This window comes from Stutzerimonas sp. S1, assembly GCF_025966695.1.
Taxonomy (GTDB): Bacteria; Pseudomonadota; Gammaproteobacteria; order Pseudomonadales; family Pseudomonadaceae; genus Stutzerimonas.
Window position 1 is genome coordinate 98,029 of record NZ_JAOEIY010000006.1, and the last position, 24,159, is coordinate 122,187.

Annotated in this window: 23 protein-coding genes; 15 read left to right on the plus strand and 8 right to left on the minus strand. The window is 65.9% G+C overall.

Translation table 11 applies throughout. The features are described 5' to 3' along the window. Positions 1-30: 30 nt before the first annotated feature. A complete protein-coding gene (locus N8H22_RS14060; protein ID WP_264591130.1) occupies positions 31-246 on the plus strand; it encodes a DUF3509 domain-containing protein in 216 nt (71 codons plus the stop codon). A gap of 9 nt (positions 247-255) precedes the next feature. On the opposite strand, the gene N8H22_RS14065 is transcribed toward N8H22_RS14060, so the two are convergent. Genes N8H22_RS14065 through N8H22_RS14080 form a run of 4 tightly spaced genes read right to left on the minus strand, consistent with a single transcriptional unit; the run spans position 256 to position 2,884 of the window. Next, complete coding sequence (locus tag N8H22_RS14065) at positions 256-1,599, minus strand: ATP-binding protein (RefSeq protein WP_264591131.1); 1,344 nt, start codon at positions 1,597-1,599, stop codon at positions 256-258. Continuing rightward, a complete protein-coding gene (locus N8H22_RS14070) occupies positions 1,596-2,261 on the minus strand; it encodes a response regulator transcription factor (RefSeq protein ID WP_264591132.1) in 666 nt (221 codons plus the stop codon). Before N8H22_RS14070 ends, N8H22_RS14065 begins: the two co-directional genes overlap by 4 nt. Next, entirely contained in the window at positions 2,261-2,566 is a 306-nt protein-coding gene (locus tag N8H22_RS14075) for a PepSY domain-containing protein (protein ID WP_264591133.1), read from the minus strand. The genes N8H22_RS14070 and N8H22_RS14075 overlap by 1 nt, the downstream gene beginning before the upstream one ends. Positions 2,567-2,575: 9 nt before the next feature. Beyond that, entirely contained in the window at positions 2,576-2,884 is a 309-nt protein-coding gene (locus N8H22_RS14080; RefSeq protein WP_264591134.1) for a PepSY domain-containing protein, read from the minus strand. Between the two features lie 161 nt (positions 2,885-3,045). Here N8H22_RS14080 and N8H22_RS14085 point away from each other — a divergent pair, with 161 nt between their 5' ends. From N8H22_RS14085 to N8H22_RS14095, 3 genes are all read left to right on the plus strand, one after another. After that, a complete protein-coding gene (locus N8H22_RS14085) occupies positions 3,046-3,399 on the plus strand; it encodes a copper-binding protein (protein WP_264591135.1) in 354 nt (117 codons plus the stop codon). Between the two features lie 148 nt (positions 3,400-3,547). Further along, complete coding sequence (locus N8H22_RS14090; protein WP_264591136.1) at positions 3,548-3,811, plus strand: PepSY domain-containing protein; 264 nt, start codon at positions 3,548-3,550, stop codon at positions 3,809-3,811. Between the two features lie 128 nt (positions 3,812-3,939). Then, positions 3,940-4,824, plus strand: coding sequence for an RluA family pseudouridine synthase (locus N8H22_RS14095; protein ID WP_264591137.1), 885 nt, complete (start codon positions 3,940-3,942; stop codon positions 4,822-4,824). 92 nt (positions 4,825-4,916) lie between these two features. Here N8H22_RS14095 and N8H22_RS14100 read toward each other — a convergent pair whose 3' ends face one another. From N8H22_RS14100 to N8H22_RS14110, 3 genes are read right to left on the minus strand one after another with little or no spacing between them, the layout of a single operon-like run. After that, positions 4,917-5,813, minus strand: a complete 897-nt coding sequence (locus N8H22_RS14100; RefSeq protein WP_264591138.1) for a ribose-phosphate diphosphokinase — start codon at positions 5,811-5,813, stop codon at positions 4,917-4,919. Then, positions 5,813-7,393 (minus strand): thymidine phosphorylase family protein, encoded by a 1,581-nt coding sequence (locus N8H22_RS14105; protein ID WP_264591139.1) that lies wholly within the window; start codon positions 7,391-7,393, stop codon positions 5,813-5,815. The genes N8H22_RS14100 and N8H22_RS14105 overlap by 1 nt, the downstream gene beginning before the upstream one ends. Then, positions 7,390-7,680, minus strand: coding sequence for a hypothetical protein (locus N8H22_RS14110; protein WP_264591140.1), 291 nt, complete (start codon positions 7,678-7,680; stop codon positions 7,390-7,392). Before N8H22_RS14110 ends, N8H22_RS14105 begins: the two co-directional genes overlap by 4 nt. On the opposite strand from N8H22_RS14110, the gene N8H22_RS14115 reads away from it, so the two are divergent. Beyond that, the gene (locus tag N8H22_RS14115; RefSeq protein WP_264591141.1) at positions 7,667-8,098 is read left to right on the plus strand and encodes a DUF192 domain-containing protein; all 432 of its coding nucleotides are present in this window, start codon (positions 7,667-7,669) and stop codon (positions 8,096-8,098) included. The genes N8H22_RS14110 and N8H22_RS14115 overlap by 14 nt on opposite strands. 176 nt (positions 8,099-8,274) lie before the next feature. On the opposite strand, the gene N8H22_RS14120 is transcribed toward N8H22_RS14115, so the two are convergent. After that, positions 8,275-8,745, minus strand: coding sequence for an Lrp/AsnC family transcriptional regulator (locus tag N8H22_RS14120; protein WP_264591142.1), 471 nt, complete (start codon positions 8,743-8,745; stop codon positions 8,275-8,277). Between the two features lie 241 nt (positions 8,746-8,986). Here N8H22_RS14120 and N8H22_RS14125 point away from each other — a divergent pair, with 241 nt between their 5' ends. The 10 genes from N8H22_RS14125 to N8H22_RS14170 all read left to right on the plus strand — a co-directional run bounded on the left by N8H22_RS14125 (position 8,987) and on the right by N8H22_RS14170 (position 24,159). Beyond that, positions 8,987-12,457, plus strand: coding sequence for an indolepyruvate ferredoxin oxidoreductase family protein (locus N8H22_RS14125; RefSeq protein ID WP_264591143.1), 3,471 nt, complete (start codon positions 8,987-8,989; stop codon positions 12,455-12,457). A gap of 99 nt (positions 12,458-12,556) precedes the next feature. Next, entirely contained in the window at positions 12,557-13,651 is a 1,095-nt protein-coding gene (locus N8H22_RS14130; protein ID WP_264591144.1) for a Glu/Leu/Phe/Val dehydrogenase dimerization domain-containing protein, read from the plus strand. Between the two features lie 117 nt (positions 13,652-13,768). Beyond that, positions 13,769-15,178 carry a sodium-dependent transporter gene (locus tag N8H22_RS14135; RefSeq protein WP_264591145.1) on the plus strand — a complete coding sequence of 470 codons (1,410 nt, stop codon included), beginning with the start codon at positions 13,769-13,771 and terminating at the stop codon, positions 15,176-15,178. 393 nt (positions 15,179-15,571) lie between these two features. Then, the gene (gene hppD / locus N8H22_RS14140; RefSeq protein WP_264591146.1) at positions 15,572-16,657 is read left to right on the plus strand and encodes a 4-hydroxyphenylpyruvate dioxygenase; all 1,086 of its coding nucleotides are present in this window, start codon (positions 15,572-15,574) and stop codon (positions 16,655-16,657) included. A 204-nt stretch (positions 16,658-16,861) separates the two neighbouring features. Continuing rightward, on the plus strand, positions 16,862-18,001 hold the full coding sequence (locus tag N8H22_RS14145) for a homogentisate 1,2-dioxygenase (RefSeq protein WP_264591147.1): 1,140 nt from the start codon (positions 16,862-16,864) through the stop codon (positions 17,999-18,001). Next, entirely contained in the window at positions 18,001-18,984 is a 984-nt protein-coding gene (locus tag N8H22_RS14150; RefSeq protein ID WP_264591148.1) for a fumarylacetoacetate hydrolase family protein, read from the plus strand. Before N8H22_RS14145 ends, N8H22_RS14150 begins: the two co-directional genes overlap by 1 nt. Positions 18,985-19,077: 93 nt before the next feature. Continuing rightward, positions 19,078-19,728 (plus strand): maleylacetoacetate isomerase, encoded by a 651-nt coding sequence (maiA, locus tag N8H22_RS14155; RefSeq protein WP_264591149.1) that lies wholly within the window; start codon positions 19,078-19,080, stop codon positions 19,726-19,728. A gap of 84 nt (positions 19,729-19,812) precedes the next feature. After that, positions 19,813-21,273: a sodium-dependent transporter gene (locus N8H22_RS14160; protein WP_264591150.1), complete on the plus strand. Its 1,461-nt coding sequence runs from the start codon at positions 19,813-19,815 to the stop codon at positions 21,271-21,273. Between the two features lie 188 nt (positions 21,274-21,461). Beyond that, complete coding sequence (locus N8H22_RS14165; RefSeq protein ID WP_264591151.1) at positions 21,462-23,351, plus strand: methyl-accepting chemotaxis protein; 1,890 nt, start codon at positions 21,462-21,464, stop codon at positions 23,349-23,351. Between the two features lie 124 nt (positions 23,352-23,475). Next, entirely contained in the window at positions 23,476-24,159 is a 684-nt protein-coding gene (locus N8H22_RS14170; protein ID WP_264591152.1) for a type 1 glutamine amidotransferase domain-containing protein, read from the plus strand.

The following is a 24,159-nucleotide window of genomic DNA, read 5'->3' on the forward strand; positions in this document are numbered from 1 at the left end:
TTGTTCAGGCTCACCGTCTCGAGATGCTGCATGAAAACGATGTCGCGCCACCTGGCCGAGAATTTCTCTTCGCAATACCGGACGCGGGTCGAACCGCAGTCGGATGGTCAGTTGCTGGTGCGGGTGCGCTATCCCATCAACGGTGTCGAGGCGATCCGGGTGATCGCCGGGCGGCAGGTGCAGAACACGCTGCTGGTCGAAACGCTGCTGGAGGACATTCGCAACGAGCTGGCGCGCTCACAGTGACGGTGTCGCTCAGGCCCCTGCCGCGTCGTCATGGATTCGACCGCTGGCCGGCAGGCGAATCGCCACCCGCAAGCCGCCCAGCGGACTCTCGTCCAATTCCCACTTGCCGCGCCACGCGGCAATGATGTCGCTGACAATGTTCAGCCCGAGCCCGTGTCCTTCTGCCGCCTCGTCCAGACGCATGCCGCGCCCCACGGCCTTCGCCCGCAGTGGTGCGGGAATGCCCGGGCCGTCGTCGTTCACTTCGATCAGGTAGTCGCCGGCGGTCTGGGCGATGGTCAGCGTGACCTTGCTCGTCGCCCACTTGCAGGCGTTGTCCAGCAGGTTGCCGAGCAACTCCAGCATGTCCTCGCGATCCCACGGCAGGCGGCAGGCCGGAGGTGCCTGCCAGCGCAGGTCGAGGCCCTGCCGGTGGATGGCCGCCAGCGTGTCGAACAGCGATGGCAGTTCCGCGTCGCAGTCGAAATGCGCGCCAGGCAATACCTCGCCGGCCAGGCGCGCGCGGCCCAGCTCGCGGCTGACCCGTTGCTGAATCTGCGCCAGCTGCTCCTGCAGGCTGGCCTGCAATTCGGGGTGCGCGGCGAGTTCGGTGCGCTGGGTCAGGCTGCTGAGCACTGCCAGCGGCGTTTTCAAGGCATGCCCGAGGTTGCCCAGGGCGTTGCGCGAGCGTTTGAGCGTGTCGTCGGTTTGCTGCAACAGATGGTTGATCTGCTCGACCAGCGGCTGTAGTTCCACCGGCGCGGCGCCTTCGAGCTGTTGGCGCTGGCCCTGTTGCAGCTGGGCGATCTGCCGACGCGCCTGCTCCAGCGGCCTGAGCGCGACCTGCACGGCGTAACGCTGCAGCAGAAGGAATACCAGCAGTGCCACGCCGACCAGGCCCAGGCCGCTCAGGCGAACCCGCGCGAAGCTGTCGAGAATGGGTGTGTAGTCCTGCGCCACGGCGATGACGATGGGCTGGCCATCGCGCTGGTACTCGGCACGGTAGGCAAGCAGGTGCTGCTTCTGCGGGCCGTCGAGCAGCTCGGTCGCCAGTCCGGGCGTTGCCGGCCAGGCCGGGGTGGCATCCCACAGCGAGCGTGAACGCCAGCGTCGATCCGGCAGTTCGATCTGGAAGTAATGTCCGGAGAAGGCTCGCTGATAACGCGGGTTGAGGCGCTGGGTGTCGAGCTTGATGCCATCCGGGCCGCGCACCATCGCCACCAGCAGGCCTTCGGCCTCCTCGCGCAGGTCGGTTTCCAGGCTGCGCTTGAGGCCGGCTTCGAACAGCCACAGGCTGGTCTGCAACAGCAGCAGGCCGACGATCGTCAACACGGCGATCAGGCCCAGGCTGAGACTGCGCTGGATCGACTTCAAGACGTCGCGCCGAAGCGGTAGCCCTGGCCGCGGCGGGTTTCGATCAGCTCGCGGCCGAGCTTGCCGCGCAGCCGGTTGATGTGCACCTCGATGACGTTCGAGTCGCGCTCGGTTTCGCCGTCGTACAGATGCTCGGTCAGCTGCGTCTTCGACAGCAGCTGACCGGGATGCAGCATGAAATAGCGCAGCAGACGGAACTCACCGGCGGTCAGTTCGATCTCCTCGCCATCCTTGCGGCAGCTCTGGCGTGCCTCGTCCAGCGCCAGGCCGCCGGCTTGCAGCAACGGCTGGTTGGCTACGCCATGGGCGCGGCGTAACAGCGCCTGGATGCGCAGCAGCAGCTCCTCGGGATGGAAGGGCTTGGTCAGGTAGTCGTCGGCGCCGGCCTTGAGCCCCTCGATGCGCTCGGCCCAGGAGCCGCGTGCAGTGAGGATCAGCACCGGTACGGCGAGGCCACGCGCGCGCCAGTCGTGCAGCACCTCCAGCCCCGGCTTGCCGGGCAAGCCGAGGTCGAGAATGATCAGATCGTAGGGCTCGCTGGTGCCCTGGTAATCAGCGTCGCGGCCATCGGCCAGCCAGTCGATGGCGTAGCCCTGGCGGGTGAGGCTGGCGGTCAGTTCGTCCGCCAGCGGCACGTTGTCTTCGACGAGCAACAGGCGCATCAGTCCACCTCATCCTTGAGCAGCGTCCCGGTGCGCGCATCGAGTTCCAGCTCGCGGGCGACGCCGCCTGAGGTCAGCAGTTCGATCTCATAGACATAGCGGCCATCCTCTTCCTCCAGCTCGGCCTCCAGCAGTCTGGCGCCGGGGTGACGCTCCAACGCCTGCTGCAGGAGGTTTTCCAGCGGCTGGATCAGGCCATCCCGGCGCAAGCGCAAGGCTTCGTCCTGATCCAGATCGCGGCTCACCGCCGGGGCGGCGGCGAGCAGCAGTGCCAGTGGCAGCGTTACGAGAATGGGGGCACGCATGGGTGGCCTTTAGTCGTCCTGTTGATCCTTCAGCACTTCGCCGGTTTTGGCGTCGAGCTCTACGTCCCATTGCACACCTTTGTCGTCGCGCAATTCAAGCTGATAGACGTAGCGGCCGTAGGCTTCTTCCAGCTCGGTGTCCTCGATGGTGGCGCCGGGGTGTTTGGCCAGGGCCGCTTCGTTGAGCTTCTCGAACGACTGGATGGTGCCGGCGTCGCGCAGCTTGAGCGCTTCGTCCGGGCCAAGGTCCTTGGCCAGCGCCAGGTTGGCGCCGAAGGCGAGGGTGGCAGCGGTGAACAGAGTGGTCAGGGTTTTCATCGTTTGGATTCCTGTGGTTGGTTTCGACGGTTCACAGGTTATGCGCCTTGGCTTAAATGAAACTGAATGTCGTCCACTGCGGTTTTTTGCACCATTCGGGCGAGGGCCGGGAAGGCATCTGCCGGCTAGGCTTGCTGCGTCCGTTCTTTCGGAGTCCCGTCATGAAAAGCCTCGTTGCGGCGCTCGTCGCCCTTTGCCTGACCCCGCCAGCGCTCGCCGAAGATCTGCTCAAACCGACTTCGCCGCCGTCGCCGCTCGATGAAACCACGGTGAACAAGAGCCTCGATACCGACGTGACTCATGAGGCCACCGGAACCATCCGCGCCATCGATGCCAAACAGGGCAGCGTCACCATCGCCCACGATCCGGTGGCCGAGCTGAAGTGGCCGGCGATGGTCATGCCGTTTCGCATCGACGTGCAGCAGCTCAAGGGGCTGGCGGTCGGCGATGCGGTGGAGCTCGAGTTCACCGATGGCGAGATGGACCCGCGGATTGTCACGATTCGCAAACAGTAGCCCGCGGTGCAGGTTGAACTTCGTCGTTGCGCTTGCGCTCGTAATTAGGGCCTGCACCGCATGTTCGCCTTTGGCGACGAACCGGGCAGGCGCGCGGGGCGGGCTGCTTACCGGCCCCGATCGATTTCACCTGCAGAAGGAAGATCGCATGTATCACAAGAAAATGACCGCTGCTCTGGCCATTGCCATTCTCGGCTCCGGCACTGCGATTGCCGCCGACAAGCCGGGCGCCGACTGGATCACGCTCGAACAGGCGGTGGAAAAGGCCAAGGCCGCCGGCTACACCGAGCTGCACGGCATCGAGGCCGATGACGATGGCTGGGAAGGCGAGGGCATGAAGCAGGATGGCAAGAAGTACGAGTTCAGCATTGACGGCAAGACCGGCGAGCTGACCAAGGACAAGCAAGACTGACGCGACTTCGCCGCCGCACGCGCAGCCATCGGCGCGACGCCGGGCTGCGCGGCGCGGCCTGTTCAGCGGCGCAGCCGCGCCCGTAGCGGGTATCATCCACGGCATCGTCCGTCCGCCCGACTGCATCCATGTCCGCTTGCAATTCCCGCCCCAGTACTCTGCACCTGCCGCCCGGTGACTGGCCGACCGTGCTCGACTGCCTGTGCCAGCGCTTCCCGGCGATCGACCGTGCCACCTGGCTCGAACGTATGGCCCGCGGCCGCGTGCTGGATGCGCAGATGCAGCCGATCGATGCCGCACAGCCCTATCGGGCCGGCATGCGCATCCATTACTTCCGCGAAGTGCCGAACGAGACACCAGTGCCGTTCGAGGAGCGCATCCTGCACGTCGACGAGCATCTGGTGGTGGCGGACAAGCCGCACTTCCTCTCGGTGATGCCGGCCGGCGAGTACGTCAACGAGACGCTGCTGGCGCGCCTGTGCAAGCGGCTGGGGAATAACGATCTGGCGCCGATCCACCGCATCGACCGGCTCACTGCCGGCCTGGTGCTGTTCTCGGCCAACCGCGCCAGCCGCGGTGCCTACCAGGCATTGTTTCGTGAACGCGCGATCGCCAAGCGCTACGAGGCGATCTGCCCGGCGCTGCCGCAACTCGACTTCCCGTTGCGCCGGCGCCTGTGCATGGTGCCGGGCGAGCCGTTCTTCCTGATGCGTGAGGGCGAGGGCGAACCCAACAGTGAGACGCTGATCGAGGTGCTTGAGCGGCGCGGCGATTTCTGGCGCTACGGGCTGACGCCGATCAGCGGACGCAAGCATCAGCTGCGCCTGCACATGGCGACCCTCGGCGCCGGCATCTGCAACGACCCTTTCTATCCGCGGCTGCTGGAGCGCAGCGCGCGCGAGGCGGACGACTACGCACGGCCGCTCAAGCTGCTGGCGCGCGGCCTGCGCTTTACCGACCCACTGAGCGGCGCTCCGCGCGAGTTCGAGAGCCAGTTGCAGCTGGCCTGGTAGCGGCGCACCGCCCGGCTTCGTAGGGCGGACAACGGCGCCGCCTTGTCCACCGACGCAGGTGCCGGCGAAAAACGCTGCGCGAGTTTTCCAACCTACCGCAGCAGTGGCTTGAGCGCCTCGGCCAGCTGGGGTGCCATGTGCACCGCATTGCTCGCATGGGCGATGCAGTCGGTGCTCCAGATCGCCTCGACGCCGGCGGCGCGGATCACTGCCAGCGCATCGCCGGCGAACAGCGCATGCGTCACCGCCACATCCACCGAGGCGGCGCCGGCCGCCAGCAGCTTCTGCGCGGCCTCGGCCAGGGTGCGGCCGGAGCTGGCGACGTCATCGAGCAGCACCACGCGGCGTCCGACAACATCCAGCTCCGGCAGGGCGATTTCGACCTGATGATCGCCGTGGCGTACCTTGCTGCACACGCCGTAATCGAATCCGTGCTCGGCGGCCGCGGCTTCGATCCACTGCTGCGCCTCGGCGTCCGGGCCGATCAGCAGGGCGTCGGGATGCCGCTCGGCGATCAGCCGCGCCAGCGCCGGCGCCGCACAAAGCGTGACGGCATCGGCCAGCGGCACTGCTTCCTGCAGGGTGGCCACGCGGTGCAGGTGCGGGTCGACGGTGATCAGACCGTCGAACTGGCTGGCGAGGAGCTGGCCGATCACCCGCTGGCTGACCACCTCGCCGGGATTGAAGGCGATGTCCTGGCGCATATAGGCCAGATACGGCGTCACCAGGATCAGCCGCTTCGCGCCCAGGCGCCGGGCTTCGCCGGCCACCAGCAACAGCTCGACGAGCTTCTCGTTGGGGTGATCGAGGCCGCGGTAGATCACCAGTTGTTCGGCCAGCGCCTCGCCTTCAGCCAGCGGCAGGCGCAGGCGCAACTCGTCATCGGGGAAGCGGTGGCGTTCGACCGCCGCCGCCGGCAGGTCGCAGGCCGCGGCCAGGCGCAGGGCGGCGGCACGTTCGTCATCGAAATACAGCAGCAAGCTTTGCATCAGAACTCCACATAGACGGTCGGGACCTGTTCGGCGCGGCCCAGAGAGAAGCCGCTGGCGCGCTCGGTGGCCTGGCGGGCAAAGGCGAGGTCGGCGGGGAAATCGGCGTAGACGCGATACAGACAGGCCCCGGCCTGCACCGGTTCGCCAAGTTTGCGCAGCAGGTCGACGCCGGCACCCTGCACCTTGGGCGCGCCGGCCAGTGTGGCGATGCGTGCCAGCTGCAGATTGTCGATGCCGGTGACCACGCCGTCGTGGTCGGCCAGTACGTCGAAACTCAGCTTGGCCAGCGGCGGCTGGTTGTGGTCGAACGGCTTGGAGCCCTGAGCGGCGATGATCGAGTGCATCTTCTTCAGCGCGCGGCCCGAGTCGAGAATGTCGCGGGCGATGGCATAGCCGTCGCCACCGCGCACGTCCGGGTCGAACTCGAGCATGCGTCCGGCCAGGCGCAGCGCCTTCTGGCGCAGGTCATTGGGCGCGGCAGGATCGTTCTGCAGCACCTGCATCACGTCGCGCGCTTCCAGTACCGGGCCGATGCCGTTGCCGACCGGCTGGCGGCCATCGGTGATCACCACGTCCAGGGTCAGCGCCAGGCGCGAGGCGACGAACTCGAAGAGTTTGCGCAGGCGCTGCGCCTCGGCCATCGAGCGCACCTTGGCGGTGGGGCCGATGGGAATATCGAGCAGCAGATGGGTGGAGCCGGCAGCCACCTTCTTCGACAGGATCGAGGCGACCATCTGCCCCGGCGAGTCGATCGACAGCGGCCGCTCGACGGCGATCAGCACGTCGTCGGCCGGCGACAGCTCGCTGGTGCCGCCCCAGGCCAGACAGCCGCGCTCCTCGCGAACCATTTCGCAGAGCCGCTCGAACGGCAGCTCGACATTGGCCAGTACCTCCATGGTGTCGGCAGTGCCGGCCGGCGAGGTGATCGCCCGCGAGCTGGTCTTCGGACAGAGCATGCCGTGGGCCGCGACGATGGGCACCACCAGCATCGAGGTGCGGTTGCCGGGGATGCCGCCGATGCAGTGCTTGTCCACCACCGGGTGCTCGCGCCAGTCGAGGCGGCGGCCGACCGTGGCCATGGCGTCGGTGAGAAAGTAGACCTCCTCGCGGTCCAGTTCGCCCTGGTTGCAGGCGACCACGAAGGCAGTCAGCTCGATCTTCGAATAGCGGTGCTCGGCGATGTCGCGGACGATCGCCTGAAAGTCCTCGCGGCGCAGGCGTTCGCCGGCGATCTTGCGGTGCAGCGCGGGGATCGAGGCGGCCGGCTCGGCCTGGGAGATCGAGGCCGGTACGCCGGGCTCCGCGCCAAGCTGCGCGAAGGCGTCTTCGGACAGTCCCAGCTCGTCACAGCCGACGATGGCCGGGTCGTCGACCAGGTTGAGGCTGGCCAGAATGCGTTTGCCGTTGACGCGGATTTCCACCTTGGCCAGGGCCTGGAAGCCCTCGGCACGGCAGGCGGCGCACTCGCGATGCAGGTAGGCGACGTTCTCGCGGTAGGTGTCGATGGCGACGCGGCGCAGCGCCAGGTGAACGGGCGCCTTGCCGTTGAGGGGGACTTCGCTGGTAATCGTGGTCATGAAGCGGTTTCGTGTGAAGGAATGGCTACTAGGTACGCGTAGCGTAACGCCGTTGCCAGGCGACTGGCGGCATTTTGCAATTGGCGTTGCCGTGGATCAGTGTGCGCGGCGTGATGGTCGCCTCCCGCCGCTGCGGGGTCGACATCGTGCGGTGCGGCGTCGAACACCGGTGCGCCGGCGACTATTCTGTTGAGCATCGGCGTGGCGACGGTTGTCATATCGGAGTCCACAAGCGACCGGCGCCTGTTCTCCTGTTTGAAAAGGATTCCTCCAATGCGCGCGAGCATTCCGTTGGTCCTCTCCATCGCGCTGAGCTGCGGGTACGCACCCTTCGGTTCGGCACAGACGCTGCTGCCGCTACAGCTGGGCGCGGCCGAACTGCACGCGGAGTATGCGCTGAGCTATGTCGAACGCGCTCGTGGACTGATGGAGCGCACCGAGCTGGCGGCCGATCGCGGGATGCTGTTTCGTTTCGATGAGGTACGGCGCAACTGCCTGTGGATGAAGAACACGCCGCTGCCGCTGTCGGCGGCGTTCCTGGACGAGGAGGGCGTGATCGTCGATGTGATCGACCTGGAGCCGCTGAGCATCGAGGTCCGCTGCTCGCAGGCGCCGGCGCGCTACGCGCTGGAGGTCAATCGGGGCTGGTTTGAGGCGCAGGGTGTCCGCGCAGGAGATCGGGTGACGGGCTTGCCTGGAGCCTAGCGCCTGCCCCACGCTCTGGCTGATTTCGTCGGCCACAACGCTCTGCTGTCCGGCCGCGCTGGCGATCTGGGTGTTCATGTCACTGATGTGTTTGGAAAGCGCTGCCAGTGCGTGGGGCGTGACCTGGCGAAGAGCGACGGCAGGTTGGGTGGTGCCGTTCGCCATCAACCGCTGACTCAATCCAGCGGCAGTTCCGTGGTGCGCTTTACCTCGCTCATGGCGATGTGCGAATGCGCCTCCTGCACGTGCGGGCGCTGCAACAGCTGGTCGCGCAGGAAGCGCTCGTAGCTGTCGATGTCCCTGGCCACCACCTTGAGCAGGTAGTCCGATTCGCCGGCCATGGTGTAGCACTCCAGCACCTCGGGATAACCCACCACCGCCTGCTCGAACTCGTCCAGATTGCTGCGGCCGTGGGCCGAGAGCTTGATGTTGACGAACACCGTCATGTTCAGCCCGAGCTTCTTCGGGTTGAGCAGGGCGACCTTGCGTTCGATCAGCCCTTCCTCCTGCATGCGGTTGATCCGCCGCCAGCAAGGCGATTGCGACAGCTCGACCTTTTCGGCGATTTCCGCCGCGGACAGATCGGCGTTGTGCTGCAGCAGCAGAAGAATCTTCCGGTCGATGCTGCTCAGGGGCGTGGTCTGCATGGCTGTTCCTGTTTTCTTGTTCTAGGTGAATTGTTCATGCACAGAAGCGCTGTTCTACCGCAAAAGTAGAAAGAAAATCTCTCTTCGTCACGGCCAGACTTTTAATCGACACGCGACGGTGGGGTGATCCCCTGCCGATTGCCGGCGTGGCGAAACAACCGTGCGGTTTCGCCATGACTGCGTCAGGCGGGTAGCGAACAACGCCACCCTGACTCCGATAACAACAAATTAGGAGCGCCCCATGTCTCTGGCCGAGATCCGTCTGGACGACAAGTACCGGCTTGCAACCGGTCATCTGTACCTCACCGGCACCCAGGCGCTGACCCGTCTGCCGATGCTGCAGCATCAGCGTGATCAGGCCCGTGGTTTGAATACCGGTGGCTTCATCTCCGGCTATCGCGGTTCGCCACTGGGCGGGCTGGACAAGAGCCTCTGGGAAGCCCGCGACTACCTCAAGCAACACGCCATCCACTTCCAGCCGGGCGTCAACGAAGAGTTGGCCGCCACCGCGGTGTGGGGCAGCCAGCAGACCAACCTGTTCCCCGGTGCCAGGTACGACGGCGTGTTCGCCATGTGGTACGGCAAGGGCCCGGGCGTCGACCGCGCCGGCGATGTGTTCAAGCACGCCAATGCGGCCGGCGTCTCCCCGCATGGCGGCGTGCTGCTGCTGGCCGGTGACGACCATGGCTGTAAATCCTCGACGCTGCCGCACCAGAGCGAGCATGCGTTCATTGCCGCGTCGATCCCGGTGCTGAATCCGGCGAACGTTCAGGAAATCCTCGATTACGGCATCATCGGCTGGGAGCTGTCGCGCTACTCCGGCTGCTGGGTGGCGCTGAAGACCATTGCCGAAAACGTCGATTCCTCCGCCGTGGTGGAGGTCGATCCGCTGCGCGTGCAGACGCGTATTCCGGACGATTTCGAGCTGCCCGAGGACGGCGTGCACATCCGCTGGCCGGACCCGCCGCTGGCTCAGGAAAAGCGCCTCAACCTGTTCAAGATCTACGCCGCGCGTGCCTTCGCCCGGGCCAACAACCTGAACCGGGTGATGCTCGATTCGCCGAATCCGCGTCTGGGCATCATCACCACCGGCAAGTCCTACCTCGACGTGCGTCAGGCGCTGGATGACCTCGGCCTGGATGAAGCACTGTGCGCGTCGGTCGGCCTGCGGGTGCTCAAAGTCGGCATGAGCTGGCCGCTGGAGCCGGTCTCGGTGCACGAGTTCGCCCAGGGGCTGGACGAGATTCTGGTGGTCGAGGAAAAGCGCAGCATCATCGAGGACCAACTCACCGGGCAGCTCTACAACTGGCCGGTGGACAAGCGCCCGCGGGTGGTCGGCGAGTTCGACGAGCAGGGCAACTCGCTGCTGCCGAACCTCTCCGAACTGACTCCGGCGATGATCGCCCGCGTCATCGCCAAGCGCCTCGCGCCGATCTACACCAGCGACAGCATCCAGACCCGCCTGGCCTTCCTCGATGCCAAGGAAAAGGCCCTGGCCGCGCGCAGCTACACCACCGTGCGTACGCCGCACTACTGCTCCGGCTGCCCGCACAACACCTCGACCAAGGTGCCGGAGGGCAGCCGTGCCTCGGCCGGCATCGGTTGTCACTACATGGTGCAGTGGATGGACCGGCGCACCGAGACCTTCACCCAGATGGGCGGCGAGGGCGTCAACTGGATCGGCCAGGCGCCGTTCACCGACACCCCGCACATGTTCCAGAACCTCGGCGACGGCACCTACTTCCACTCCGGCAGCCTGGCGGTGCGTGCGGCCGTCGCGGCGGGCGTGAACGTCACCTACAAGATTCTCTACAACGACGCCGTGGCGATGACCGGCGGCCAGCCGATCGACGGCGAACTGCGTGTCGACCAGCTCAGCCGGCAGATCGCCGACGAAGGCGTCAAACGCATCGCCCTGGTCAGCGACGAGCCGGACAAGTACCCGAGCCGCGCCGGCTTCGCGCCGATCACCACCTTCCATCACCGCCGCGAGCTGGACGCCGTGCAGCGCGAACTGCGCGAGTTCAAGGGCGTCTCGGTGATCATCTACGACCAGACCTGTGCCACCGAGAAGCGCCGTCGGCGCAAGCGCGGCAAGCTGGAAGACCCGGCCAAGCGCGCCTTCATCAACCCCGCCGTGTGCGAGGGTTGCGGTGACTGCGGCGAGAAATCCAACTGCCTGTCGGTATTGCCGCTGGAAACCGAGCTGGGGCGCAAGCGCGAGATCGACCAGAACGCCTGCAACAAGGATTTCTCCTGTGTCGAGGGCTTCTGCCCGAGTTTCGTCACCGTGCATGGCGGCGGGTTGCGCAAGCCCGAAGCGGTGGCCCATGGCATCGAGGCTGGCGCGTTGCCCCAGCCGCAGCATCCGTCGCTGGAGCGGCCGTGGAACGTGCTGATCCCCGGCGTTGGCGGCAGTGGCGTGACCACCCTTGGCGCGCTGCTCGGCATGGCCGCGCACCTGGAAGGCAAGGGCTGCACGGTGCTCGACCAAGCCGGTCTGGCGCAGAAATTCGGCCCGGTAACCACCCACGTGCGTATCGCCGCGAAGCAGAGCGACATCTACGCGGTGCGCATCGCCGCCGGTGAGGCCGACCTGCTGCTCGGCTGCGACCTGATCGTCGCGGCGGGCGACGAGTCGCTGACCCGCCTCAACGAGCAGATCAGCAATGCCGTGGTGAACAGCCACGAGTCCGCCACCGCCGAGTTCACCCGCAACCCGGATGCCCAGGTACCCGGCGCGGCCATGCGCCAGGCGATCAGCGATGCGGTCGGCGCCGAGAAGACCCACTTCATCGACGCCACCCGCCTGGCCACGCGGCTCTTGGGCGACAGCATCGCCACCAACCTGTTCCTGCTCGGCTTCGCCTATCAGCAGGGGCTGCTGCCGATCAGCGCCGAGGCCATCGAGAAGGCTATCGAGCTCAACGGCGTTGCCGCCAAACTGAATCTGCAGGCCTTCCGCTGGGGCCGTCGTGCTGTGCTCGAACGCGAGGCTGTGGAACAGCTGGCGCGCCCGGTCGAAGTGGCAGAACCAATCTGTAAAACCTTGGAAGAAATCGTCGACTGGCGCGTCGACTTCCTCACCCGCTACCAGAACGCTGCGCTGGCGCGCCGCTATCGCCAGCTGGTGGAGCGCGTGCGCGACGCCGATAGCGCGGACGATCTGGCGCTGTCCAAGGCCGTCGCCCGCTACTACTTCAAGCTGCTGGCCTACAAGGACGAGTACGAGGTGGCGCGGTTGTACAGCGAGCCGGAGTTCCGCCAACAGCTCGAGGCGCAGTTCGAGGGTGACTACAAGCTGCAGTTCCACCTCGCTCCCGCCTGGTTGAGCAAGCCCGACCCGAAGACCGGCGAGCCGCGCAAGCGCGAGTTCGGTCCGTGGATGCTCGATGCCTTCGGCGTGCTGGCCAAGTTCCGCTTCCTGCGCGGCACGCCGCTCGATCCGTTTGGCTATGGCCACGACCGTCGTGTCGAGCGCCAGCTGATCACCGACTACGAGAAGACCGTGGCCGAGCTGCTGGCTCAGCTCAAACCGACCAACTACCGCACCGCCGTGGCCATCGCCGCGCTGCCGGAACAGATCCGCGGCTACGGCCCGGTGAAGGAGCGTGCCCTGGCCAAGGTTCGCCAGCAGGAGAAGCTCCTGCGCGAGCAGCTGGCCAAGGGTGACGAAGTGCAGAGCGTGCGGCTGTTCCAGCCAGCCGCCTGACGGACCCGGCCGCCGGGCTGGCGGCCGGTCTACGGCGAATCGATCGACGGCGTCCCGCTGATGGGGCGTCGCCCCCAGACAACAAACGAGGTACCCCCAATGTCCGTCTTCGCTCACCCCGACTTCGACCGCCACGAACAGGTGGTCTTCTGCCATGACCAGGCGTCGGGTCTGAAAGCCATCATCGCCATTCACAACACTAGCCTCGGGCCGGCGCTGGGTGGCTGCCGGATGTTCCCTTACGCCAACGACGACGACGCGCTGCGCGACGTGCTGCGCCTGTCGCGCGGGATGACGCTGAAATCCTCGCTGGCCGGGCTCAAGCTCGGCGGCGGCAAGGCGGTGATCATTGGCGACCCGCACACGGGCAAGAGCCAGGCGCTGCTGCACGCCATGGGCGATTTCATCGACAGCCTCGGCGGGCGCTACATCACCGCCGCCGATTCCGGCACCGGCGATGCCGAGATGCAGGCCTTCGCCCAGCGCACCCGCCATGTGATGGGCGCGACGCCGCGTACATTGCTCGATGGCAGCATCGCCAGCGGCGACCCGTCGCCGTCCACCGCACTCGGCGTGTTCGTCGGCCTCAAGGCCGCGGTGCGTCATCGCCTCGGTCGCGACGACCTGACCGGGCTGAAGGTGGCGATCCAGGGCGTCGGCCATGTCGGCCTGGGCCTGGCGCGGCACCTGAAGGCGGCCGGCGCCGAACTGTGGGTGGCGGATATCTTCGATGCCAACGTCAAGCAGGCGATGGAAGAGGTGGGCGCCAACGTGGTGCGCCCGCAGGACATCTACGGCCTGGACGTGGATGTGTTCGCGCCCTGCGCCATGGGTGGCATCCTCAACGAGCAGACCCTGGAAGTGCTGCGTGCCCCGGTGATCGCCGGCGCGGCCAACAACCAGCTGGCTACACCGGAAATCGGCGCCGAACTGCAGCGGCGCGAGCAGCTGTATGCGCCGGACTACGCGATCAACGCCGGCGGCATCATCGACGTCTACTACCAGCGCATCGGCGGCAGCGCCGCGCAGAGCGACGCCCACGTGCGCGGCATCGGCGACACTCTGGGTGAAATCTTCACCCGCGCCGCCGCCAGCGGCGAACCCACTTCGGTGATCGCCGATCGCCTGGCGCTGGAGCGCCTGCAGGCCGGCGGCGCGCCGCAGGTCGAGGCGCTCGAGCGCCAGGCTTCATGACGACTCATGGCCGGCTGCCCGAGCGCGCCGGCCTTCGCTGAGCGGGGTGGCCGGCCACGATCGCCCGCTCCGTTCGTCTGCACCATCCCTGACAAAAACAACAAGCAGGAACCCGCAATGACCGACAAAACCAGCCTCGCCGCCGGCACCTTCGCCGGCGCGCACGCACGCACCCGAGTCAACGCCAGCCGCGGCCTGTGGTCCTCGCGCTGGGTGTTCTTCCTCGCCGCCACCGGTTCGGCGGTGGGCCTGGGCAACATCTGGAAATTCCCCTACATCACCGGCGAGAACGGTGGCGGCGCCTTCGTGCTGGTGTATCTGGCCTGCATTCTCGCCATCGGTATTCCGTTGCTGATGGCCGAGGTAATGATCGGCCGCCGCGGCCGGGCGAACCCTGATGGCGCGGTGGCCAGGCTGGCGCGCGAGGCGGGTGCCAGTCCGCGCTGGCGGGCTGTCGGCTGGCTCGGCGGGCTCACCGGTTTCCTGATCCTGAGCTTCTATCTGGTGGTCGCCGGCTGGGCGCTGGCTTATGTGCCGACGACCTTCAGCGGCGGCTTCACAGGAGTCAGTGGTGAGGCCAGTGGCGAGTTGTTTGGTGCGCTGCTGGCAGACCCGCTGCGGCTGGTGGTCTGCGGCACCCTGGTGCTGGCGGCGACCATGCTGATCGTCGGCTTCGGCGTGCGTGGCGGGCTCGAGCGTTCGCTGCGCTTCCTGATGCCCGGGCTGTTCGTGCTGCTGCTGGTGCTGGTCGGCTACGCGGCGCTCAACGGCGAATTCGCCCGGGCGCTGCAGTTTCTCTTCGTCCCGGACTTCTCAAAGCTGACCGCGCAGAGCGTGCTGATCGCCCTCGGTCATGCCTTCTTCACCCTGAGCCTGGGTTGCGGCGCGATGATGGCCTACGGCTCCTATCTGCCGGAAGGCACGTCGATCGCCAAGACCTCGATGCTGGTCGCGCTGGCCGACACCGTGGTGGCGCTGCTTGCCGGCCTGGCGATCTTCCCGCTGGTATTCGGCAATGGCCTGGAGCCGGGCGCCGGGCCGGGGCTGATTTTCGTCACGTTGCCGATCGCCTTCGGCCAGATGCCGCTGGGGCAGGTCGTCGGCGGGCTGTTCTTCATCATGCTGGTGATCGCTGCACTGACCTCGGCGATCTCGCTCTCCGAGCCGAGTATCGCCTGGCTCAACGAACGCTACGGCATCAGCCGCAAGAAGGCGGTATTGAGCAGTGGTGCGCTGCTCTGGTTGCTCAGCCTGGGCAGCGTGTTTTCCTTCAACCACTGGGCCGACTACCAGCTGTTCGGCAAGACCTTCTTCGACAGTATCGACTACCTCACCGCCAACTGGCTGATGCCGCTGGGCGGGTTGGGCACGGTGCTATTCACCGGCTGGGTGCTGCGCCGGCATGAGGTTCAGGAGGCTATCGGCATCGCCCATCCGGGCTGGTTCGCCGCCTGGTGGAACCTGCTGCGCTACGGTACGCCGGTGGCCATCGTGCTGGTTTTTCTCAATCTGATCGGGTTGATCTAGCGGGAGTCTTGGCTGCCCGGCGGGGCATTGATGCATGACGTGTGCGGGCTTCGGGAGAGGCCTTTCGGTGGGCTCGAGCCCACCCTACGGATCAGGCCTTTGCAGGCCTCGTAGGGTGGGGCTTCAGCCCACCTTTTTTTTGTGGCGCGCCAATCGCTGGAAGATATGTGCGGCAGCTTGTCGCACCGCCTTGTCAGCTTTTCGTTACGCCTGGCAAGCCGCCGGGCCAGGCGTTTAGCCACGAATAGCGCTGTAAGGAAAAGCTGACAGTAAGCCCGCTGTCAGCGGCTTTCCGTGCCCGTAAACAGCATTGTTCGCTGCTCTGCCCTGGGGTGTGATGGGGCCAGCCAAGCCGTGCAGCGGTAATCCTCACAACAATAATCAGGAGGCGATATGAACGCCGTGAACAAGATCGAGCAGCACAACCCCATCGGCACCGACGGCTTCGAGTTCGTCGAATTCACCGCGCCGAATGCCGAGGGCATCGAGCAGCTGCGCACGCTGTTCACCCAGATGGGCTTTACCGAAACCGCCAAGCACCGCTCCAAGGAGGTCTGGTTGTTCCAGCAGCACGATATCAACATCGTGCTAAACGGCAGCCCCACCGGGCATGTGCGCGCCTTCGGCGAGAAGCACGGCCCGAGCGCCTGCGCCATGGCCTTTCGGGTGAAGAATGCCGCCCAGGCTGCCGCCTACGTCGAATCCCAGGGCGCCAAGCTGGTCGGCAGCCACGCCAACTTCGGCGAGCTGAACATCCCCTGCGTCGAAGGCATCGGCGGCTCGCTGCTGTATCTCGTCGACCGCTACGGCGACAAGAGCATCTACGACGTCGACTTCGAGTACATCGAAGGGCGCACGCCGAACGACAACGCCGTCGGCCTGATGTGCATCGACCACCTGACCCACAACGTCAAGCGCGGGCAGATGGACGTCTGGTCCGGTTTCTACGAGCGCATCGCCAATTTCCGCGAGATTCGCTACTTCGACATCGAGGGCAAGCTGACCGGCCTGTTCTCCCGTGCCATGACCGCGCCCTGCGGCAAGATCCGCATCCCGATCAACGAGTCGGCCGACGACAAGTCGCAGATCGAGGAATTCATCCGCGAGTACCACGGCGAGGGCATCCAGCACATCGCGCTGTCTACCGACGACATCTACGAGACCGTGCGCCGCCTGCGTGCCAACGGCGTGGATTTCATGACCACCCCGGACACCTACTACGAGAAGGTCGACAGCCGCGTGCCAGGGCATGGCGAGCCGCTCGACGTGCTGCGTGAGCTGAACATCCTGATCGATGGAGCGCCGGGCGATGACGGCATCCTCCTGCAGATCTTCACCAACACGGTGATCGGCCCGATCTTCTTCGAGATCATCCAGCGCAAGGGCAACCAGGGCTTCGGCGAAGGCAACTTCAAGGCGCTGTTCGAATCCATCGAGGAAGACCAGCTGCGCCGCGGCGTGATCAAGGCGGACGAGTAAGGCCGGCGCCAGGGCCAGGGTGGGTGTGGGTAGGGTGGATGTCGCGCAGCACATCCACGCGTTCGGTCGGCCTGACACGGACGCGTGGCCAACACAGACGCGTGGAAGATGCTTCGCAGTCTTCCACCCTACGCGACATCCACCCTACGCACCGGCACCCACCGCTTCGCCATTGAGATCACGCGGTATCACGAGGAGAGGCACATGAGCCGCAAATGGATCAGTTTCCCCATCCGCGAGGGTGAGAGTTCGCGCCAGGCGCACTGCGATTTTCCGCAGGGCACCTACGAGCGCGAAATGGGCCGCGAAGGCTTCTTCGGCCCGGCTTCGCACCTGCATCACAAGCATCCGCCGACCGGCTGGATCGACTGGGAAGGCCCGCTGCGCCCGCACGCCTTCAACTTCAATCACATCCCCAGCGAAGGTGACTGCCCGCTGCAGGCGCCGTTGGCGCTGCACAATGCCGACGTCAAGCTGCGCCTGTGGAAGACCAATGGCGCCATGCGCCACCTGGTGCGCAACGGTGACGGTGACGAACTGCTGTTCATCCACGAGGGCGCCGGGCATCTGTACTGCGACTTCGGCCACCTGGAATTTCGCGACGGCGACTACCTGATGATCCCGCGTGGCACCGCCTGGCGCATCGAGGCGACGCAGCCGGTGTTCATGCTGCTGATCGAGAACACCGACGGCGCCTACCAGCTGCCGGAAAAAGGCCTGGTCGGCCCGCACGCGATCTTCGACCCCGCGGTGCTCGACCACCCGCGCCTGGACGACGCCTTCCGCGCGCAGCAGGACGAGAACCCCTGGCAGATCCGCATCAAGCGGCGCAACCAGATCACCACGGTGACCTATCCGTACAACCCGCTGGACGTGGTCGGCTGGCACGGCGACAACACCGTGGTACGGCTCAACTGGCGTGACATCCGCCCGCTGATGAGCCATCGCTACCACCTGCCGCCGTCGGCGCACACCACCTTCGTCGCCAACGGTTTCGTGGTCTGCACCTTCACGCCGCGGCCGGTGGAATCCGATCCGGGTGCGCTGAAGGTGCCGTTCTTCCACAACAACGACGACTACGACGAAGTGCTGTTCTACCACCGCGGCAACTTCTTCAGCCGCGACAACATCGAACAGGGCATGGTGACCTTCCACCCCTGCGGCTTCCCTCACGGGCCGCATCCGAAGGCGCTGAAGAAGGCGCAGGACGACCCGGCGACCTTCGCCGACGAGGTGGCGGTGATGATCGACACCCGTCGCGCACTGGAAGTCGGCGAGGCCGCCGCTGCCGTCGATGTCCCCGAATACGTCAACTCCTGGCGCGCGCCGGGCAAGGAATCCTGATGAAACTCGCATCCCTCAACCAGGGCCGCGACGGCGTGCTCGTCGTCGTTTCCCGTGATCTCACCGAGGCGGTGACAGTGCCGCAGATCGCTGCCACGCTGCAGGCCGCGCTGGACGACTGGAACTACTGCAAGCCAAAGCTGGAGGCGGTCTACCAGCGCCTCAATGACGGGCTGGAGCAGGGCGCCTTCGCCTTCGAGCAGGCCGACTGCCACAGCCCGCTGCCGCGGGCCTATCACTGGGCCGATGGCAGTGCCTACGTCAACCACGTCGAGCTGGTGCGCAAGGCGCGCGGTGCGGAAATGCCGGAATCGTTCTGGCACGACCCGCTGATGTACCAGGGCGGCGCCGATGCGTTCATCCCGCCGCACAGCCCGATCCGCCTGGCCGACGAGGCCTGGGGCATCGACCTGGAAGGCGAGCTGGCGGTGATCACCGATGACGTGCCAATGGGCGCGACGCCGGCCCAGGCGGCTTCGCATATCCAGCTGCTGATGCTGGTCAACGACGTCTCGCTGCGCAACCTGATCCCCGGCGAGCTGGCCAAGGGCTTCGGCTTCTACCAGAGCAAGCCGTCGTCGAGCTTCTCGCCGGTGGCGGTGACGCCGGACGAGCTGGGCGAGAACTGGCGCGACGGCAAGGTGCACCGGCCGCTGGTCTCGCACATCAACGGCGAGCTGTTCGGCCAGCCGGATGCCGGCACCGACATGACCTTCAACTTCCCGACCCTGGTCGCCCACGCCGCGCGCACCCGTCCGCTGGGCGCCGGCACCATCATCGGCTCGGGCACGGTGTCGAACTACGACCGCAGCGCCGGTTCGTCCTGCCTGGCCGAGAAGCGCATGCTCGAGGTTATCGAGCATGGCGAGGCGAAGACGCCGTTCCTCAAGTTCGGCGACCGGGTGCGCATCGAGATGTTCGACGCCGGCGGGCAGAGCATCTTTGGTGCCATCGATCAGCCGGTGGAGAAATATGAAGGGTAGGGAGGATGTCGTTTTTCACATCCACCGGGGGGAACGGATATCCGGTGGAAATCGCTTCGCGGTTTTCCACCCTACGGCTCAGGGTGATTCGGAATGTTGAAACTCTACGGCTACTGGCGCTCCAGCGCCGCCTACCGGGTGCGCATCGCGCTGAACCTCAAGGGGCTGGCCTACCGACAGGTGCCGGTGCATCTGGTCAAGGACGGCGGCCAACAGCGGGCGGCGGATTACCGCGCGCTCAATCCGCAGCAGCTGGTGCCGCTGTTGGTGGACGAGGTCAACGGCGGGGCGCGCATCGCCCAGTCGCTGGCGATCCTCGAATACCTCGACGAAATCTTCCCGGTGCCGCCGCTGCTGCCGGTCGACCCGGTCGCGCGCGCGCAGGTGCGGGCGCTGGCGCTGCACATCGCCTGCGATGTCCATCCGCTGAACAATCTGCGCGTGCTGCAGTACCTCTCCGGCGAGCTGGGCATCGACGAGGAGGCGAAGAACCGCTGGTACCGACACTGGGTCGAGCAGGGGCTCGCCGCCGTGGAGCAGGGCCTGGCCGTGTTCGACGGCGCACTGTCGCTTGGTCAGCGGCCGGGTTATCTGGAAGCCTGCCTGGTGCCCCAGGTGTACAATGCGCGCCGTTTTGCCTGTGACCTCCACGCGTATCCGCGCATTCTCGAGATGGTCGCGCGCTGTGAAACCCTCGAAGCATTCCGCAACGCCGCTCCGGAGGTACAGCCCGACGCTCAATAAGGTTCATCCGCCTTGCATGCACTCCGCCGTGCCACGAGCGCGGCGGGTCCGATCCCGTCACAGATAAAAACAAACAGGTGACGTATGACTCGTGAAAAACCGAAGAACCTCTGGCTCTCGCGCTGGGGCTTCATTCTCGCCGCCACCGGCTCCGCCGTCGGCCTGGGCAATATCTGGAAATTCCCCTACATCACCGGTGAGTACGGGGGTGGCGCCTTCGTGCTGATGTACCTGGCGTGCATCCTGGCCATCGGTATCCCGGTGATGATGTGCGAGATCGCCATCGGTCGTCGCGGCCGCGGCAGCCCGATCGACGCCATCGGCCGGGTGGTACGGGAGAACGACGGCCATCCGGCCTGGAAGGCGGTGGGTGGCATGGCCATGCTCGCTGGCTTCCTGATTCTCTGTTTCTACGTAGTGGTGGCCGGCTGGGCCTTCGCCTATACGCTGAAGATGCTCGACGGCTCGCTCGCCGCCGGCACGGTGGATGGCCTGGCGCAGGCGTTCGAGGCGCACAATTCCGATCCGTGGGCGCTTGGTGGCTGGAGCGTGCTGGTCGCGCTGCTGACCTTGTGGATCGTCGCCCGCGGCGTGCAGAAGGGCATCGAGAATGCGGTGCGCTGGATGATGCCGGGCCTCGCCGTGCTGCTGCTGATCCTGGTCGGCTACGCCGTCACCAGTGGCGGCTTCGATCAGGGCTTCGCCTTCCTGTTCAGCTTCGACACCTCGAAGATCACCGGTGAGGCGCTGCTGGCCGCGCTCGGCCACGCCTTCTTCACCCTCAGCCTGGCCTCCGGTGCGATCCTCACCTACGGCTCGTACATCCCGGATGATCAGTCCATCGCCCGCACCACCTTCATGGTCGCCATCGCCGACACCTGCGTCGCGTTGCTGGCAGGTCTGGCGATCTTCCCGATCATCTTCGCCAACGGCATGGACCCGACTGCCGGCCCCGGCCTGATCTTCATGAGCCTGCCGCTGGCCTTCCAGCAGATGCCGTTCGGCACCGCCTTCGGCGTGCTGTTCTTCGCCATGGTCTCCATCGCGGCGCTGACCTCGGCGATCTCGATGATCGAGGCCACCGTCGCCTATCTCAACGAGAAACACGGCATCTCGCGGCTCAAGGCGGCGGTCGGGTCGGGCGTGGTGCTGCTGGTGATCAGCCTGCTGGCGATGCTCTCGTTCAACCTGCTCTCGGGCTGGACGCCGATGGGCAAGAACTTCTTCGACTGGCTGGATTACCTGACATCGCGCTGGATGATGCCGCTGGGCGGGATCTTCACCGTAGTGCTGGCCGGCTATGTGCTGCGTAGCGAGATCATGCGCGACGAGCTGAACCTGCCGCCGCTGGGTTATGCGCTATGGCTGTTCATGGTTCGCTACGTCAGCCCGGTGCTGATCCTGATGGTGTTCCTGCACGCGCTCGGTTGGCTGGGCTTCGACCCCCTGCAGCGCTGGTACTGGATCGCCAGCGCCATCGCCGTGCTGACCATCCTCGGCGAAGGGCTGCGTCCGCGGGTAATGCCGGCGCTGGCGGGACGCTGACTCCAGCGCAGCCTTGCCGGACCATGAAACGACGCCAGCCGCGAGGCTGGCGTTTTTCATGGTATGCCCAAAAGGTCCGAACAAGACCGATGGGTCAAGTTTTGCGGCGACTTGCCGAAAAGCTGACTGAGATCATGGATGGCATCAACCGCAGGATGCGCACCCAAGTCAGTCATACGGACGCTTAAATGCCCAGTCGCCTCAAGTTCAGCCACAAGATTCTGCTGGCTGCTTCGCTGGTGGTGATCGCGACCTTCGCGCTGTTCACCCTGTACAACGATTACCTGCAGCGCAATGCCATCCGCGCCAATCTCGAGAGTTATCTCGATGAAATGGGCGAGGTCACCGCACACAACATCGAGAACTGGCTGTCGGGCCGCATCCTGCTGGTAGAGAGTGCGGCGCAGTCGATTGCCAGCGAAAGTTCCGCAGAGCGCGTGGCCAGCCTGCTGGAGCAGCCGGCCCTGACCTCGACGTTCATGTACACCTATCTCGGCGGTGCGGACGGCAGCTACCTGCTGCGCCCCTACGAGGAAATGCCGGCCGACTACGATGCGCGGACGCGTCCGTGGTATCAGGACGCGGTCGCGGCGAACGGCACCACGCTGACCGAACCCTACATGGACGCCTCGCTCAACGAGCTGGTGGTCACCGTGGCGACACCGGCAAAGAGCGGAGCGCAGACCCTTGGCGTGGTCGGCGGCGACCTGGGACTCAAGGCGCTGGTGGAGATCATCAATGCGCTGGATTTCGACGGCATGGGCTATGCCTTCCTGATCAGCGGCGATGGCAAGGTGCTGGTCCACCCCAACCAGCAGATGGTGATGAAGTCGCTAAGCGACATCTATCCGCAGAACACCCCGTCGCTCGACAGCCGCTATGTCGAGGCCGAGCTCAATGGCACGCCGCGCGTGCTGGGCTTCAGCCCGGTGCAGGGCCTGCCGTCGGTGAAATGGTACGTCGGCATCTCGCTGGATCGTGACAAGGCCTATGCCAGCCTCACCAGCTTCCGTACCACCGCGCTGATCGCCACCGTCGTTGCGGTGGCGTTCATCCTCGTGCTGCTGGGCATGCTGATCCGCGTACTGATGCGTCCGCTTACCGATATGGGCCGCGCCATGGCCAATATCGCCGAGGGCGAGGGCGACCTGACCCGGCGCCTGGATGTGCAATCCCGGGACGAGTTCGGCGAACTGGCGATGGCCTTCAACCGCTTCGTCGAGCGCATTCATAGCTCGATCCGCGAAGTGTCCTCGACCACGTTGCAAGTCCACGAGGTGGCGCAACGCGTGCTCAGCGCTTCGAACGCCTCGATGGCCAACTCCGACGAGCAGGCCAGCCGCACCAACAGCGTCGCGGCGGCGATTAACGAGCTGGGTGCCGCTGCGCAGGAAATCGCTCGTAATGCCGCCGATGCCTCGCAGCACGCCAGCAATGCGCGGCATCAGGCTGATGACGGTCGTCAGGTGGTCGAGCAGAACATCGCCGCGATGCGCGAGCTGTCGGCGAAGATCAGCGCGTCCTGCGCGCAGATCGAGGAGCTGAACGCCAAGACGGTGGACATCGGCCAGATTCTCGAGGTGATCAAGGGCATCTCCGAGCAGACCAACCTGCTGGCACTGAACGCCGCCATCGAAGCCGCGCGTGCCGGCGATGCCGGGCGCGGATTCGCCGTGGTCGCCGACGAGGTGCGCAACCTGGCGCACCGCACGCAGAGCTCGGCGCAGGAAATCCAGCAGATGATCGAGCAGCTGCAGGTTGGCGCTGGCGCCTCGGTGCAGACCATGACCGAAAGCCAGCGGCAGAGCGAAACCAGCGTGTCGATCGCCGACCGCGCCGGCGAGCGCCTCGGCGAGGTGACCCAGCGCATCGGCGAGATCGACGGCATGAACCAGTCGGTGGCCACCGCCACCGAGGAGCAGACCGCGGTGATCGAGTCGCTGAACATGGACATCACCGAGATCAACACGCTGAACCAGCAGGGCGTGGAAAACCTGCAATCGACCCTGCGCGCCTGTGGCGATCTGGATCAGCAGGCCCGCCGCCTCAAGCAACTGGTGGACAGTTTCCGCATCTGATCGGTGGGATGGTTCGAAAGGGCGCTGCGGCGCCCTTTTTCATGGAATTGCGCTGCAGCGAGGGAGCATCCGTGGCCGCTTGGCAGTCTGAACTGTTCACCTCGCGAATCCCCCAGGAGGCTCCATGAAAGTGCTCATCGTGCTCACATCCCACGACCAATTGGGCGACACCGGCAAGCCCACCGGCTTCTGGCTCGAGGAGTTCGCGGCACCGTACTTCGTGCTGCGTGACGCTGGCGTCGAGCTCACGCTGGCTTCGCCCAGGGGCGGCCAGCCGCCGCTGGACCCCAAGAGCGACGAACCGGATGCGCAGACCGAGGCCACCCGGCGCTTCAAGGCGGACGCCGAGGCGCAGCGCGCGCTGGCCAGCAGCGTGCCGCTGGCGCAGGTAGCGGCGGCGGATTTCGATGCGCTGTTCTTCCCTGGCGGCCACGGCCCGTTGTGGGATCTCGCCCAGGACTCGCACTGCATCGCCTTGATCGAAGCCTTCGTTCGCGCCAACAAGCCGGTGGCGGCGGTCTGCCACGCGCCGGCGGTGCTCACCGAGGTGCGCGCTCCCGGTGGCGAATTCCTGGTCAAGGGCCGCGGTGTCACCGGTTTCACCAATAGCGAGGAGGCTGCCGTAGAGCTCACCGAGGTGGTGCCGTTCCTGCTCGAAGACCGCCTGCAGGCGCGCGGCGGCAACTACAGCAAGGGCCCCGACTGGGCGCCCTACGTGGTGGTCGACGGCCGGCTGATCACCGGGCAGAACCCGGCATCCTCCGAGGCGGCAGCCGAGGCGTTGCTGGAGTTGCTGCGCGCCGGTTGA